Below are 14,920 nucleotides of genomic sequence, written 5' to 3'. Positions count from 1 at the left end.
CAACATGCCGACCTTCAAGACAAATGCTGAATGGCGGGCATTGCAGCTTCTTTGCATCGCCTTTCTCTGCTGGGCTTTTTACAGCCCAGCGCATTCGCAGCAACCCGATGATTCTTCATGGTGGGACAACACCAAAGAAACGCTTCACGACATTACCGAACATGGCGAGTGGGATGTATATCTGTCCGGTTACAGTCATCACAGCCGCAGCACGTATGAGGAGCGGAGAATTCGCAAGCTGAACGAGAAGGCGTGGGGCGGCGGATTCGGCAAGACCATTCGCAATGCGAAGGGGAACGACGAATCGCTCTACGGACTGGTCATTCGCGACTCCCGCGAGAACCTGCAGTGGTCCGTCGGTTACGCGTACCAATGGGTCTACCCTCTGTTTGGCAGCAGGTTCGAGGCTGGCGCGGGCATCAGCGCGATGTTGATACGAAGAGAGGACTGGTTCGACGGCGTGCCCTTTCCTGCGTTATTGCCCGTGGCTTCGCTCGGCATCAAAGAGGCCAAACTGATGGCGACCTATGTTCCGCGCATGTCGACACGCAAGGGAAAGGGGAACGTGCTCTTGCTGTTTACGAAGTTCCAGTTTTAGCAGGCTGTTGAAAAACTACTGCGCGGCCGATCCCGAGGGCTGCGGTGCTCGGCGTACTACACGTACGTGCGCTACATGCTCTCAGTCTCAGCGCGCTCGCTACGTCTTCAACAGCCTGTTAAGGCGCCTTCCACATCAATTGGCGAAGTGATGCAAGGTCGTGCGGTACATGCTCAAGCCGGATCCGCATACCCAAGCCATAGACGAGTATCCTGCGCGTGCAAGCGACCTTCATTCAGCTGCAACCTGCATGCGGCAGCCAACAGGCTCGCCGCCTATCACGGCACAGGAATCACAATCTAGGAGCGGCGGGCGCAAGGCCTGCCCGCCCCGCTACAAATCATCCGGATCAGGCCAGAACTCCTTGAAAAGATCACCCTGATTCGGATTCAGTCCTGGCCTTCTGCGCTTGCCGCGCCTGGGTGCTGCGTCCTTCGCGGCGCTGTCGGTGCGCGCGGGTAGCTGCGCGCCCTCTGTTGCGCCTACTTCGATCGGATCGTCATCAAGCCCGGCCAGCGGCTCGCTTGACGGCACTTGCCGCCTGCCGCTGCCGGTGTTTTTTGCCTTGTTCAATGCCACTGCAACCTCCAACGCCGGCGGTCTTTACGCCTTAAAAGATCAGGTTGAAGACGCCGAATACGACCAACAGGCCGATGATAAAAATGATCGCAACAATCCACAGGAGTATTTTCATTTTTTGCTCCTTTCAATGGACATCTTTAATGGACACCTTCAATGAACACTTTCAATGAACACTTTCGATAGGCACGTTCGCTAGTCATCTGCACGGACTCTTATCCTGCTTCGGCACCTTCTGCGCCATGAAACCAAACTGTGCAACCGTGCTGCTTTCACAGCTCCCCGCACTGTCCAGGGAGCACGCTGACATTGGCAACAAGTTGGGCCGGTGAACGATCGTTAAGTTCCGGTCGCAGCGCGCGCCGGTGGCAGAACAAGTGCGCGTGTGCGGGAAAACGCTTGCCGCATGGGATGGGAAAACAGGGTTGCTAATGCGTTGTGCAGTGCGGCAGGCAGCTGTCCCTGTGCACGTCACTGCCTTTGCAAGCTGATTTATCGGTATGCCGAAGCGAACTAATGCTGATAGCAGACTTCTAACTACCCGTGTTTCCCATGCTGCACTGTCTAATGAGGACAGGGATGGCGATAGCATTCCGACGTATCGCCTCCTCCGCAGCGACCCAGCATAGATGGAGGGATTTCAATGGCAGATATCGATACAGGCCGGACGCCGTCCGGCAAAGGAAGTCCGCCCGCTTCAGGCAACACGGGCGGTAATGATCCACGCAGCGCTTCCGCTGATACCAGCGCAGCAAAGCAGACACTGGACGAAACGAAGCAGGCAGCCAAGGATCTGGCAGGTCGTGCGAAGGAGCAAAGCCGTTCTGCCCTCGAGCAGCAGAAAGGCACTGCTGCGGAGCAAGTGGATTCGGTGGCGCATGCATTCCGGCGTGCGGCAAGCCAGCTCCACGAGGATCAGCAGTCAGGCGCAGGCCAGTATGTGGATTCCGCCGCAGAGCGGCTTGAATCGTTTGCCCAGCAACTGCGGCAGAAGGATCTGGATACTATCATCCGCGATGTCACCGACCTTGGCCGCCGTTCGCCGGCGACCTTGTTTGCGGGCTCGCTGGCGGCTGGTTTCCTGCTCTCGCGCTTCCTGAAGAGTTCTCGCCAGTCACCGCATGAGCAAAGGTCAGCGGGCAGCATGATGGACGAGGATGAAGACGAGCGCGTGCTGGCCAGTTACCGCGATGCGCCGGACGGTGCCTTTTACGGCGAGTATGTTGCAGACGAGTGGTCGGCCGGCGAAGACAACAGTGCGAGCGAGCTCGGCCTGGCCGGCAGCGCATTGCCAGAGGCTGGCACCGGCAGCAGCTCCACGACGGTGGTGCAAGGTGGACAAGGCGGCAACAACTCCACCAGCGTGGTACGCGGAGGCGACAACACCAAGGCCACTCCTTCTTCCCTGAACGAATCCAAACCTGGAGGAAACAATTATGGAAACCGATAAGACCAGCAAGTCACTGGGTGCCCTGTTCTCGGAACTGACCCGCGAGACAGTCGACCTGATCCGCAAGGAAATTGCATTGGCACGGGCAGAGATGTCCGAGAAGGTATCGAGCGCGCAGACCGGCGTGACGTCGGTGGCGATAGGTGCGGCGGTGCTGCTCGCCGGACTCTTCCTCATCCTGCAGGCGATCGTCAATGGCCTGGCCATGGTCCTGCCGCCGGAAATGGCGCCGTGGCTCGCGCCGCTGATCGTCGGGCTGGTGGTGGCCGTCATCGGCTACATGATGCTCAAGGGCGGCTCGTCGAAGCTGCATGCAGACAAGCTTCTGCCGCACCGGACGATGGATTCCCTCAGCCGTAACAAGAATGTTGCGCGGGAGGCCACGCGATGAGAAATGACAGCAACCACTACGAAGACAACCGCCGCCCGGAAGAAATCGAAAGCGATATCGAGCGCACCCGTGCCGAGGTCAGCTCGACGATCGATGCGATCCAGAGCAAGCTCACGCCGGGCCAGATGATGGACCAGGCGGTCGCCTACGCGCGCACCAGCCTGCCTGCCGACTTCGGCGCCAACCTCGGCAATGCGGTGCGTGACAATCCGCTTCCCGTGGCACTGATTGGCGTGGGACTCGCCTGGCTGATGGCATCGGGGCGCAATGCGGATGGGCAGGCACGCCAGCGCCGCGCTGCTGCAGCGCGATACGACGAGTACGACGACTATGGCAGCTATGCGGAATCCGGTGCGGGCGTGGATCTGGGACATCAGGACCAGGAAGGCGCGATGAAGCGCGCAGCCGGAAAGCTGAGCGAGACGGGACGCGGCTTGAAGGACAAGGCGAGCGAAACGAGTCGCGGCATCAAGGACAAGACGAGCGAACTCGGCCACCGCATCAGTGACCGCACGTCGGCAGTGACGGGGCGTGCGCGCGAGATGGGGCATGGCGCACGCGAACGGCTCGGCGCGATCGGGGAACGTTCGCAGCAGAGCTATTACCGCACCCGCGACAACGTGAGCCACATGGTCGAGGAGCAACCGCTCGTGCTCGGCGCAGTCGGGCTCGCCGTCGGCGCACTCCTTGGCGCCATGCTGCCCGGCACGCGCCGCGAAGACGAAATGATGGGCGACAAGCGGGACCAGCTCGTCGGTCGTGCAAAAGAAACCTTGCGCGAACAAGCCGCCAGCGCAAAGGACACGATGCAACGCGCGATGGAGGAGCGCACCCGGGAAACGAGCCAGCAAGGCAAGCCTGATGGCGCCGCCATGCAACCGGGTAGCGACAGCGCATCGGCACCGCCGCCGTCCTCCGTGCAGCCAGGCGGGCAGCAGGTTGGCAGCACGTCGCTTGGTGGCGCGGAGAAGAGTCCTTACGGTCCGCACTGACTCTTCTTACGCACACACGCTTTAGGCTGTGTTTGACAAGTGTGGCGAGCGGTTCGGAGTGGTGTCGAGGAGCGCGCGCGTACGACTGGTACGCCGCGCACCGCAGACATCAATCCGGGCCGCGCACTAGCTTGTCAAACACCGCCTAGCACGACAATCGGAGGCCGCCATGCGCTATGCATGGCGGCCTCTTTTCATGAACAGGCTGCCAGCTGTTAAAGCGATGTTTGCCGGACCGCGATGTTGCTCAGGCAAGTCAGCCTGATGAATGAGAATTGCTAACAAAATGCAAGCGGAGACTTGACCATACTCTGGCCACATGCAACGCTAGCTCCCTTGCAAATCAACCAAGGAGCAAGCATGAAAGGCGATAGCGGGATCATCGACATCCTGAACGGCCTGTTGGCCGGCGAGTTGACCGCCGTCGATCAGTATCTGATTCACGGCGAAATGTATGCCAACTTCGGCTTTCCCCGGCTGGCTGAACATACCCTTCATGAATCCGAACATGAGCGCCAGCATGCGCGCGCATTGATTCAGCGCATTCTCTTTCTCGACGGCAGGCCTGACCTCAGCAAGCGGCATGCATTAAAGGTCGGCAATACCGTGCCAGAGATGCTGCAAGCTGACCTCGACGTGGAATACAGCGTGGTAGCCGAACTGAAAAAAGCGATCGCCGCCTGCGAGGTCGCGAAAGACTACGTGACGCGCGACATGCTGGTCAGCCAACTGGAAGACACGGAGATGGACCACGCCGACTGGCTGGAGAAACAGCTTCGCCTGATCGGTTTCGTCGGCCTGCAGAATTATCAGCAAAGCCAGATGGATCCGTCCTCTTCCACTTGACACCCAACACCTGACTTCGAGGAAACGAAAAATGAAAGGCGATCCGCAAATCCTGACTCTCCTCAACAAGGTGTTGAGAAACGAACTCACGGCGATCAATCAGTATTTCCTTCATGCCCGCATGTTCAAGAACTGGGGCCTCAGCCAGCTTGACCGCTACGAATACAAGCAGTCCATCCGCGTGATGAAAGAAGCGGACGAACTGATCGAGCGCATTCTTTTCCTGGAAGGCCTGCCGAACTTGCAGGACCTCGGCAAGCTACTGATCGGTGAAGACGCGGCCGAATGCATCGACTGCGACCTGCGCTACGAGCTGAGCCATCGCCAGCTGCTGATGCAGGCGATCGCCAGCTGCGAAACCGCACAGGACTACGTCAGCCGCGACATGCTGGAAGACCTGCTGGAGCACTGCGAAGAGTCGATTGACTGGCTGGAAACCCAACAGAGCCTGATCAAGGACGTTGGCCTGCAGAACTACCTGCAAGCGCAGATGAAGACAGAAAGCGACTAGGCCGTGTTTGACAAGCTACTGCGCGGCCCGGATTGATGTCTGCGGTGCTCGGCGTACCAGTCGTACGCGTGCGCTCCTCGACACCACTCCGAACCGCTCGCCACACTTGTCAAACACAGCCTAGAAACGCTTGCGCGCCGGGAGGCGGACACTCCGCTTTCCGGCCATTCTCTTCGTTACTTCCGGCCCAGCTTCGGGCACATACACGATCCAAGCATTCGTCGTCTGGTAAGCCATCCCGGATTATTCCATTGCACTCACCTGATGTTGACGGTGCTCGTGACGTACTCGGTCTTCGCTCCCTTCTCATTGCCGCTTCCATCGTCGGTTTGCCGGCGTCGGTAATGACGGTCACGTCGCGTCAGGTTCAACCACTTGAGACTTGAACAGCAGGTACGGCGCGCGAGATTGCCCGTTGCTGGCGGGACGGCCAAAGCCTTAGCTAAATGCCGTTCAGCTCCTAACTGAACGGCATTAGCGCAATACACGGATGTTTTCTTGACAGAAATTCATCCCTGTACTGTAATACCTTGCCTAAACGGCAAGACCCGCCTGCAGCCACGCTGCAAGCACACCGCCGCCGATCCAGCGTCAGGTCGGCGGCACCCCAAGTCGCACAAGCACCAGAAGGAAAATGAAGTGACAACCAGCGCAAGCGCCTTCGCCGCAAAAGATCAACATCAGGACCATGGAACCGGCGAAGCCTACTGGCGCCAGTTCACGACAGCCCGCACCGCCGATGCGTTTTGCCAGGCATGGCTGGGCCTCCTCTGCGACAAGCTGGAAGGCGTTTCCGCCGGCGTCGTGCTTCTGGAGTCGGGCGAGGAACAACGCACCTTCGTCCCGATCGCGGTCTGGCCCAAACCAACGTTGGACCTCTCCCGCCTCGGGAAAGTCGCCGAACGCGCGCTGGTGGAAAGACGCGGCATCGTGCAAAGCGTGGCGGATGCCGCGCCCGCAGCGGTCCAGGTCAGCTACCCGATCCAGGTCGGAGATCGAATTGTCGGCGCAGTCGCTCTGGAAACCTCCTCTTCCGAACAGACCGGCATCAACCACGCCCTGCGCGAAATCCACTGGGGTATCGCATGGCTTGCCGACATCTTCAACCGTCGTGAACTGCAGATGGCGGATGCCAAAGCCACGCGCATCGCGTCGGTCATGGAAGCCTTGGCCACCTCGCTGCGTTCAACGAAACTCCAGCAGACCCTGTTCGAGGTCGCCAACAGCATCGCACGCCAGCTCAAGTGCTCGCGTACCGCCATCGGGCTCGTGCACCGCGAGGCAGTCAAGGTGACCGCCCTGTCCGATGCGGCATGGATTGAAAAGAATACAAACCTCGTGAAACGCTATGCGGCCGTCATGGACGAAGCGGTCGACAAGAGAGCGCCGCTTGGCTACACCCGCCCGACGGACAACACCGCACCGGCGACCTCCCCGATCTCCACGCTTGAAGAACTCGCGCAGGAAACGGCGGCCACCGACATCCTTGCCGTTCCGCTGATGGCGGGCGTGAGTTGCGTCGGCGTGCTCACCCTCGAGCGAAGCAACGCCGAGCCCTTTTCGACGGAAGACAAGGCATGGGTGGATGCATTTGTCTCCCTGTTGCCCGCCGTGATCGACCAGAAGAAACGTGCGGAATCCGGTTACATTGCCCGTATACGTGAAGACCTCGAAAAACTCTTCGCCCGCCTGTTCGGCCCCCGCTACCTGTTGTGGAAATGCAGTGCCGCACTCCTGACAATCAGCTTCGCCGTACTGGCCCTTGTTGAAATCGATTACCGCGTTTCGGCCAAGACCGTCATTGAAGGCGAGATCCAGCGCGTCGCTGCTGCACCCTTCGAAGGATTTCTTGCCGCCGCCCATGTCCGTGCCGGCGATACCGTGCGCGCCGGGCAGATCCTGTGCGAGCTCGATGACCGCGACCTGAAGATCGAACAGGCCAAATGGGCGTATGAGCGCGATCAACACGAAGGCAAACTGCGCGAAGCGATGGCCAATAGCGATCTCACTTCCATCCAGGTCATCAGCGCACAGGTAAAACAGGCCGAAGCGCAGCTGGCGCTGGCCAACGAACGCATCAAGCGTTCCAAGATCACCGCGCCCTTTGACGGCATCGTGGTGTCCGGCGATCTCAGCCAGCAGATCGGCGCACCGCTGGAGCACGGAAAGAAGCTGTTCGAGATTGCCCCGCTGGCCAGCTATCGCGTGATCCTGCAGGTGGATGAAAGGGAGATTCGTCATCTTGAGGCGGGACAGACCGGCAAGCTGGTGATCGCCGGCATCGCCGGAGATGCCATGCCGTTCAAGGTCAGCAGCGTAACCCCGGTTGCAACGGCGCAGGATGGCCGCAACTTCTTCCGCGTCGAGGCACGCCTGCAGCAGGCTTCGGCACGCCTGCGCCCCGGCATGGAAGGCATCGGAAAAGTGGAAACAGGGCCGCGCGGGCTGTGGTGGATTCTTACTCACAGCTTCACCGACTGGCTGCGCCTGAACCTGTGGTCCTGGTTGCCTTGAGGACATATCATGGGCAGATCACTCTTCAGCCAGTCCTGGCATAGCGTCGCCGAGCTCAAGCCGCGGCTTCTTCCGAATACCCGCCTGCAGCGCCACGTCTACCGCGGGCGCGTGTGGTACGTCATACAGGACAAGGCCGGCGGCAAGTACCACCGGCTGTCTCCCTCCGCCCATGCCATGATCATGCGCATGGATGGCTCCGCGACCGTCCAGGAACTGTGGGATGACGCTTGCCGCCATTCCGAAGGCGACATCCCGACACAGGAAGAAGTCGTCGACCTGCTGATGCAGCTGAATGCGGCGGACCTGCTGCAATCCGACGTCACGCCCGACTCTGCCGCCCTGTTCAGCCGCTACAAGAAGCGCCGCAGCCAGACCTGGAAACAATGGCTGATGAATCCGATGAGCCTGAAGATTCCCCTGATCGACCCAGACGCCTTCCTCGATCGATGGGTGGCTCGGCTCGCCTGGCTGTTCGGCATCAAGGGCGGCTTGCTGTGGCTGGCCGTCGTCATTCCCGCCTTGATGCTGGCGGCCCGGCACTGGCATGAGCTGACCGGCAACATCTCGGACCAGATCCTCTCCTCGGGCAATCTGATGATCATGGCGGTGGTCTTCCCCTTCGTGAAAGCCCTGCACGAGCTGGGACACGGGTTTGCCGCCAAGGCTTATGGCGGACGCGTACATGAAATGGGGTTGATGTTCCTGGTCTTCGCACCCGCGCCGTACGTCGACGCATCCTCTTCAGCCGCGCTGCCTTCGAAATACCAGCGAGCTGTGGTTGGCGCCGCCGGCATGCTGGTCGAGGTTTTCCTGTCCGCGATTGCGATGTTTGTCTGGGTGTTGGTCGAGCCTGGCATCGTGCGCGCCCTGGCCTTCAACGTGATGGTGATTGCAGGTATCTCCACGGTGGTCGTCAATGGCAATCCCCTGCTCCGCTACGACGGCTACTACATTCTTTCCGACCTGATCGAAATGCCCAACCTTGCGCAACGCGGCCAGCGCTACCTGACTTACCTGTGCGACCGCTATCTCTTCGGCGTACATGAAGCAGAAGAGCCGGACGAGTCGAAATCGGAAAAGCGATGGCTGGCCGGCTACACCATCACGTCCTGGCTCTACAGGTTTTTCGTGACGATTTCCATTGCCCTGTTCGTCGCACAGGAGTTTTTCATCTTTGGCGTATTGCTGGCCATCTGGAGCGTCTTCGGCCTGATTGTGGTGCCACTCTGGAAAGCCGCCAAGCATGTGCTGCACAGTCCGGTATTGCAGCGCCGGCGCCAGCAGGCAATCCGGATTTCGACCGGCTTGATCGCCGCAGTCGTTATCCTCGTCGGCATCGTGCCACTGCCGATGTACACCCAAGCGGAAGGCGTCGTCTGGCTGCCGGACCAGGCTTTGCTGCGCGCCGGCGGCAACGGCAGCTTCCAGCGCTGGCTGGTCGATCCGGGTACCCGGATCACGGCCGGCACCCCGGTCCTGATGCTGGAAGATCCCTTGCTCGCAGCAGAGCTGGAAGTCGCCCGCGCCAAAGTCGATGAAGCCGCTGCACGTTACCGCGCCGACCAGTTCAGCGATCCGGTCAAGGCAGAAATGTCGAAACAGAAGCTTGCGCATGAAGAATACGTCTTGCAGCGCACCGAGGAACGCTACGGCAAACTCATCGGCCGCGCCGGCATGGACGGGACATTGATCGCGACCAAGCCGCAAGACATGGCAGGCCAGTATTTCAAGAAAGGCGAACTGCTTGCCTATGCGTTGGAGGGAACCCACTTCATTGCACGCGTCGTCGTGCAACAGCAGGACATCGACTTGGTGCGCACACGATTCAAATCGGCCGAACTGCGGCTGGCCGACAGCATCCCGCAGGTCCATCAGGCCAGCATCATCCGGGAAATGCCTGGCGGCATCGACGAGCTGCCGACTGCCGCCCTCGGAGCAAATGGTGGTGGATCGATTCCTGTCGACCCGAAGGACGGGAACGGCCTGAAGACGATTGAACGCGTGTTTGTCTTCGACCTGCGCCTGCCTCCCGGAGTCGAGCCGAGCGCATTCGGACAACGCGTCCATGTTCGCTTCTACCACGGCATGGAGCCCATCCTAGGCCAGGGCTACCGGCGCCTGCGCCAGCTTTTCCTGAGCCGCTTCAATGTCTAACGTCGCCGCCCTGCTCGCCGGCCGGCCGGCCGAGGTCAATGACGGCATCTACATCGAACGTGCCGATACGAAAGAGCCGGCACTGGAGGAACAGCTGCGCGCAATCTTCGCGCGCTTTCCCCGGCTCGTGCCGCTCAAGAAGCGCTGGAAGGCCATGCTCGACCAGGCTGGCGCGCACGAGCCGGCAATGCAGCAGCGCGACGACGCGGAACTCGCCGCCCATTTCCGCTCGGTCTGCGTACGCATGCAACGCAAAGGCTTCAGTACGGAGCTGGTGGCGGAAGCCTTCGCTGCGGTACGCGAGGCGTCCACACGCACGCTCGGCATGCGTCACCATGATGTGCAGCTGATCGGGGGCTGGACGCTCCTGCAAGGCAAGATCTCCGAAATGGAAACCGGCGAAGGCAAAACCCTGGTGGCGACCCTCGCCGCCTGCACAGCCGCCGCCGCTGGTGCCGCCGTGCACGTCATTACCGTCAACGATTACCTGTCCACCCGCGATGCGCGGCAAAACCTGCCGCTCTACCAGTTCATGGGCCTGAGCGTGGGCATCATCGAAGCCGACATGTCCCTCCCCGACCGTCGCGCACAATACGCCTGCGACATCGTCTATGTATCGAACAAGGAACTTGTCTTCGACTACCTCAAGGACCGCATCGCGGCAGGCGACATGCTGGGCTCACACATGAAGCTGCGTCAGCTCCACGGCACGGGACGTCAGCCCGGCGTCCTCCTGCGCGGGCTGCACATGGCGATCGTTGACGAAGCCGACAGCGTGCTGATCGACGAAGCCCGGACGCCGCTGATCATCTCGGAAACCCAGCCGGACGACATGGGCGAAGAGCTCTACCACACCGCCATCACGCTCGCCGGACGCATGGTCAGGGGAAAGCACTACGACATCACCAAGGACAATCAGGTCTGGCTGATGCCTGCGGCCGAGCAAGGCATGGAAGAGCTCGCCACCGGCCTCGAGGGTGTCTGGAAATCCGCCGTGTGGCGGCGCGAACTGTTGCAGAAGGCACTGAGCGCGCTCCACTGCTTCCTGCCGGACCAACACTACATCGTGGTCGAGAACAAGGTGCAGATCGTCGATGAATTTACCGGCCGCGTCATGCCTGACCGTTCCTGGGAACGCGGACTGCATCAGATGATCGAGGCCAAGGAAGGCTGCGAGATCACCGGCCAGCGCAAGACGCTGTCGCGCATGACCTACCAGCGCTTCTTCCGGCGCTACCTGCTGCTTGCCGGAATGACCGGCACGGCGGCGGAAATCGCTCCCGAACTGCGCCGCGTCTACGACCTCGACGTGGTCCGCATCCCGACGCATAAACCCAGCCGCAGGCGGCGCCTTGCCGACGCCTGCTGGCACACCCACGACGAACGCTGGAATGCGGTCGTAAAGCGTGCTGTCGAACTCAGCGAAGCCGGCCGCGCGGTGCTGATCGGCACGCGTTCGGTCGAAGCGTCGGAACGCTTGAGCGCCCTCCTCACCGAACGCAGCGTCACGCACGCCGTGCTCAATGCGCGCCAGGACAAGGCCGAAGCCGAAGCAGTCGCCCAAGGCGGCCGGCAGGGCGCGATTACCGTCGCCACCAACATGGCCGGACGCGGAACCGACATCAAGCTTTCAAAGGAAGTCTCGGCCAGCGGCGGCCTGCACGTCATCCTCACCGAGTTCCACGAAAGCGCCCGCATCGACCGCCAGCTCTTCGGCCGCTGCGCCCGCCAGGGCGAAGCCGGCACTGTCGAAGCCATGGTGAGCCTGGAAGACGAGCTGTTCGAGCGTTTTGCGCCGCTAATGCTCGCCGTATGCAAACGAGTTACGCCACGTGGCGGCAAGGTTCCCGACCGCCTGCTCAACATGCTGGTCAGCTCCGTCCAGAACACCGCCGAACGGCACAACCGCAAGATCCGCCTCGAAACGACGAAGCAGGACAAGAAGATGCAGGAAATGATGGGGTTTGCGGGGGTGGAGCGGTGAGGCGGCGCATATAGCCAGATGTGCTTTATGCCTCTACATCAAGCTTGGTCGACATGCAGCGCTTCAAAGCACTGGTTCAAATAAGCTGCTACAGATTCGTAATCTATTCGCGACTTTGTCCAAACAGGCCTATATGGATTGGACGCAGACCCTAATCAAAAATTCACAACCATCCCGGCCCCTCCTTCAATTTGCCTTACCAGGCTGTTGAAAAACGTAGCGAGCGGGTCGAGATTGGCGTCGAGAAGCGCAAGCGTACGAGTAGTACGCTGAGCATCGCAGGCGCCAAGATCGGACCGCGCAGTAGTTTTCCAACAGCCTGTTACAGCCTCTTCGCCGCCGCGCCCTTATCACCCGCTTCCTTCCTCGGCACATCCACCCGCAACCCGATCTCGGCCTTGCACTTCACGCCGGCCGGCACCACCAGTTGCGGGTTCTGCATTTCGAGGAAGGCGACAAAGGTGCCGCTCGCGGCGTCGATCAGCTTGTCGATGGTCTTGACCTTGGCGGCATACTTGCCGCCGATGGGCGCCTCGGGCATCACGTCCACCTGCATGCCGGGCGTCAGCTTGCCGAATGCCGCCATGGGGAGAATGACGTGGACCCGCAGGGGGTCGAGCTGGGCCAGCTTCAGGATGGCCTTCTTCGCGCCGCTGGGCTCCACCACTTCGCCGGGATAAAGCAGCTGATTCACCACGACGCCATCGAAGGGGCTGCGCAGGGTGCGCAGGTTAAGCAAGGCGTTCTGTTGCTGGTATTCGAGGCGGGCAATCTGACGGTTTTCCTTTGCTAACAGCAATTCGGCCTTGGCGAGTTCGAATTCGGCTTCGGCGTCGTCGCGGTCTTGTACTGACATGAGCTTTTCGGCAGTCATCTCCTTGCGGCGTGTGAGCTTGCGCTTGGAAAACTCGATCTTGCTTTCCGCTGTCGTCGTCGCGCCAGTGGCTTCGGACTTTAGGCGTGCCAGTTCCGTCGTTGCCTGCTCGGCGCGCGATTCCAGCGTCGCCAGCACTTGCCCCTTCCTGACACGGTCGCCGCGCCGGACATGCACCTTGTCCAGCAGGCCGGTGACGGGGCTACTGACTTCGATCGATTGCGTGGGCTCGACGAGGCAGTCGAACGCAGCGCCACTTGCGGTATTGCAAGTGATAACGGCGGCAATGCCGCAGAGCGCGGCGAAGGTTTGATTTCTGGTGTTCATGGCATTCTGCAAAAGCTCTTCTGTTTTTCCATTATTCGTCCGGTGCTCTTCAATTTTCTGATCGCCGGCATGTGCGGGCATATGTCTCTGAGACGTCGCCGACCTTTTCCTCGTCGTCCACGCTGCGATTACCTTGCCGTCTGTTCCTGGTTGAGTACCACGTTGCCGTACCCGCCGTATTCCGGGCTCATCTGCATGTTCAGGCGCTGGAAATCCTCATCCTCAATGAGTCCGGCTGCAGCCTTCAGCTTCACCATCGAGACAATCGCGTCGTAACGCGCCTTGTTCAGGTCGCGCAGTGCGGCGTCGGACAGGCGCTTCGCATCCAGCAGCTCGGCCTCGGTCTTGACCCCGGTGGCACTTCCCTTCTCGGCAACGCGCACGCCGGCCAGTGCCGCCTTACGCGATTGCAGCGAGGCCGCTTGCCGTGCTTCCGCCGCGCGCCATCCGAACCATGCCTGTTTCACGTTCAGGCGCACGGTGCGGCGTGTCGCTTCGAGGTCCTGGCGGGCCTTTTCCTGCATGCCTAGCGCCTCTTTCACCTTGCCGTTCTGCGCTCCGCCGGAGTAGATCGGGATGTTGAGCTGGAGGCCGACTGCATGCTGCTTGATGTCGTAACCGTTCTGTCCTGGAAAGTTGCCTGCGGACTGGCCGTTGCGGCCGTAATTGGCGACGACATCGATCGTGGGCCAATGACCGGCGCGCTGCTTGTCCACTTCCTGGGACGCGGCTTCCAGTGCTTTTTCCGCCGCAAGTATCGCGGGGTTGTCCTGCTCGGCGGCGGCGAGCCAGCGATCAAGGGATTCGATCTTCATGTCGATTCGCTGCATGCTCGGGGACAGGAATGGCGCCCGGAATCCGGCAAGCGGACCAACCAGCTGTTCGAGCGCGGCGATCTTGACCTGGAGTTCCGTCTCGGCAGTCAGGGATTCCGCCATGGCCTGTTCGTACTTGGCTTGCGCTTCCTCGGCGGCCGGCATGGAAAACACGCCGATCGCCGCGCCCTTCTGCTGAACCATCATCAGTGCGTTTGCTGCGGCGACCTGGCTGCTCGCGGCGTAGACGGCGTCCCGGGCTGACATGACGTCGTACCACGCGCTCATCAGTTTCACCAGCAGCTCGACTTCCGCCGCTTGCAGTTGAAGCTGCGCCTGCAGCACGCTGGTATCGGCCTGCCGGTAGGCGATGAGATTGGATCGGCGCCAGAGCGGCGCAGTGATGTTCAGTTGACCGCCATTGCTGTTATAGCCGTCCTTCGCAGGCGGAATGGGAGAATCGCGTGTGACGTAGTTGCGGTCATTGGCATTGCTGTTCAGGCTCATCGTAACCTGCGGAAGCAGCCCGCCCAGGGCCTGCTGTAGCTTGCCCTCGGAAGCAATAACGTTTGCCTTCGCCGACAGGTAGCCGGGTTCGTGCTCGCGCGCGCGCTGCACGGCCTGCAGGAGGGACAGACTCGGCGCGGCCGGTTCCGACATGCCTGATTCCGACATGCTCGGTTCCAGATGCAGGAAGTAGGCAGCGGGAATGGTCGTGGCCAGTCGCGGCGCCGTTCCCTCGCCAGCCTCGGGATTGCCGGCGACGGCCATGGTGGCCGCCATGGCAAGGAAGCCGGCCACCAGCCTTTGATGCATTCCGCGCCTGGAAGCGGACTTCTTTTCGGGCGCACGCATGCCGCCGGCCTGAGACTTGAAAACCAT

At 60.9% G+C, this 14,920-nt stretch carries 12 protein-coding genes; 10 read left to right on the top strand and 2 right to left on the bottom strand.

Features of this window, described 5'->3' with window-relative positions; translation table 11 throughout:
* Positions 1 to 4 precede the first annotated feature (4 nt).
* The 10 genes from ACYVIA_RS00780 (at position 5) to ACYVIA_RS00735 (ending at position 12,022) form a co-directional block, all read left to right on the top strand.
* Positions 5 to 598 (top strand): hypothetical protein, encoded by a 594-nt coding sequence (locus tag ACYVIA_RS00780; protein ID WP_460836943.1) that lies wholly within the window; start codon positions 5 to 7, stop codon positions 596 to 598.
* 409 nt (positions 599 to 1,007) lie between these two features.
* Positions 1,008 to 1,337, top strand: a complete 330-nt coding sequence (locus ACYVIA_RS00775) for a hypothetical protein (protein WP_460836942.1) — start codon at positions 1,008 to 1,010, stop codon at positions 1,335 to 1,337.
* A 483-nt stretch (positions 1,338 to 1,820) separates the two neighbouring features.
* Positions 1,821 to 2,627, top strand: coding sequence for a hypothetical protein (locus ACYVIA_RS00770; RefSeq protein WP_460836941.1), 807 nt, complete (start codon positions 1,821 to 1,823; stop codon positions 2,625 to 2,627).
* On the top strand, positions 2,614 to 3,018 hold the full coding sequence (locus ACYVIA_RS00765; protein ID WP_460836939.1) for a phage holin family protein: 405 nt from the start codon (positions 2,614 to 2,616) through the stop codon (positions 3,016 to 3,018). The genes ACYVIA_RS00770 and ACYVIA_RS00765 overlap by 14 nt, the downstream gene beginning before the upstream one ends.
* Positions 3,015 to 4,010: a DUF3618 domain-containing protein gene (locus ACYVIA_RS00760; RefSeq protein ID WP_460836938.1), complete on the top strand. Its 996-nt coding sequence runs from the start codon at positions 3,015 to 3,017 to the stop codon at positions 4,008 to 4,010. Before ACYVIA_RS00765 ends, ACYVIA_RS00760 begins: the two co-directional genes overlap by 4 nt.
* A gap of 360 nt (positions 4,011 to 4,370) precedes the next feature.
* A complete protein-coding gene (bfr, locus tag ACYVIA_RS00755) occupies positions 4,371 to 4,856 on the top strand; it encodes a bacterioferritin (protein WP_460836936.1) in 486 nt (161 codons plus the stop codon).
* A gap of 31 nt (positions 4,857 to 4,887) precedes the next feature.
* Positions 4,888 to 5,367, top strand: a complete 480-nt coding sequence (bfr, locus tag ACYVIA_RS00750) for a bacterioferritin (RefSeq protein WP_460836934.1) — start codon at positions 4,888 to 4,890, stop codon at positions 5,365 to 5,367.
* Positions 5,368 to 6,006: 639 nt separating this feature from the next.
* Complete coding sequence (locus ACYVIA_RS00745) at positions 6,007 to 7,881, top strand: efflux RND transporter periplasmic adaptor subunit (protein ID WP_460836932.1); 1,875 nt, start codon at positions 6,007 to 6,009, stop codon at positions 7,879 to 7,881.
* Positions 7,882 to 7,890: 9 nt separating this feature from the next.
* On the top strand, positions 7,891 to 10,038 hold the full coding sequence (locus tag ACYVIA_RS00740) for a PqqD family peptide modification chaperone (RefSeq protein WP_460836929.1): 2,148 nt from the start codon (positions 7,891 to 7,893) through the stop codon (positions 10,036 to 10,038).
* Positions 10,031 to 12,022, top strand: a complete 1,992-nt coding sequence (locus ACYVIA_RS00735) for a preprotein translocase subunit SecA (RefSeq protein ID WP_460836927.1) — start codon at positions 10,031 to 10,033, stop codon at positions 12,020 to 12,022. The genes ACYVIA_RS00740 and ACYVIA_RS00735 overlap by 8 nt, the downstream gene beginning before the upstream one ends.
* A gap of 322 nt (positions 12,023 to 12,344) precedes the next feature.
* On the opposite strand, the gene ACYVIA_RS00730 is transcribed toward ACYVIA_RS00735, so the two are convergent.
* Together ACYVIA_RS00730 and ACYVIA_RS00725 are read right to left on the bottom strand one after the other, a co-directional pair.
* Positions 12,345 to 13,223, bottom strand: coding sequence for an efflux RND transporter periplasmic adaptor subunit (locus ACYVIA_RS00730; RefSeq protein WP_460836925.1), 879 nt, complete (start codon positions 13,221 to 13,223; stop codon positions 12,345 to 12,347).
* 128 nt (positions 13,224 to 13,351) lie between these two features.
* Entirely contained in the window at positions 13,352 to 14,854 is a 1,503-nt protein-coding gene (locus ACYVIA_RS00725; RefSeq protein WP_460836923.1) for a TolC family outer membrane protein, read from the bottom strand.
* Between the last annotated feature and the right edge of the window lie 66 nt (positions 14,855 to 14,920).

The organism is Noviherbaspirillum agri (assembly GCF_054780595.1).
This window is presented reverse-complemented; position numbering and strand designations above follow the sequence as displayed.

Excerpts from the sequence above, each read along its gene's own strand:
- ACYVIA_RS00725 (WP_460836923.1), bottom strand. The coding sequence starts at position 14,854 with ATGCATCAAAGGCTGGTGGCCGGCTTCCTTGCCATGGCGGCCACCATG.
- ACYVIA_RS00765 (WP_460836939.1), top strand. The coding sequence starts at position 2,614 with ATGGAAACCGATAAGACCAGCAAGTCACTGGGTGCCCTGTTCTCGGAA.
- ACYVIA_RS00730 (WP_460836925.1), bottom strand. The coding sequence starts at position 13,223 with ATGAACACCAGAAATCAAACCTTCGCCGCGCTCTGCGGCATTGCCGCC.
- bfr (WP_460836936.1), top strand. The coding sequence starts at position 4,371 with ATGAAAGGCGATAGCGGGATCATCGACATCCTGAACGGCCTGTTGGCC.
- ACYVIA_RS00780 (WP_460836943.1), top strand. The coding sequence starts at position 5 with ATGCCGACCTTCAAGACAAATGCTGAATGGCGGGCATTGCAGCTTCTT.
- ACYVIA_RS00770 (WP_460836941.1), top strand. The coding sequence starts at position 1,821 with ATGGCAGATATCGATACAGGCCGGACGCCGTCCGGCAAAGGAAGTCCG.
- bfr (WP_460836934.1), top strand. The coding sequence starts at position 4,888 with ATGAAAGGCGATCCGCAAATCCTGACTCTCCTCAACAAGGTGTTGAGA.
- ACYVIA_RS00740 (WP_460836929.1), top strand. The coding sequence starts at position 7,891 with ATGGGCAGATCACTCTTCAGCCAGTCCTGGCATAGCGTCGCCGAGCTC.
- ACYVIA_RS00735 (WP_460836927.1), top strand. The coding sequence starts at position 10,031 with ATGTCTAACGTCGCCGCCCTGCTCGCCGGCCGGCCGGCCGAGGTCAAT.
- ACYVIA_RS00760 (WP_460836938.1), top strand. The coding sequence starts at position 3,015 with ATGAGAAATGACAGCAACCACTACGAAGACAACCGCCGCCCGGAAGAA.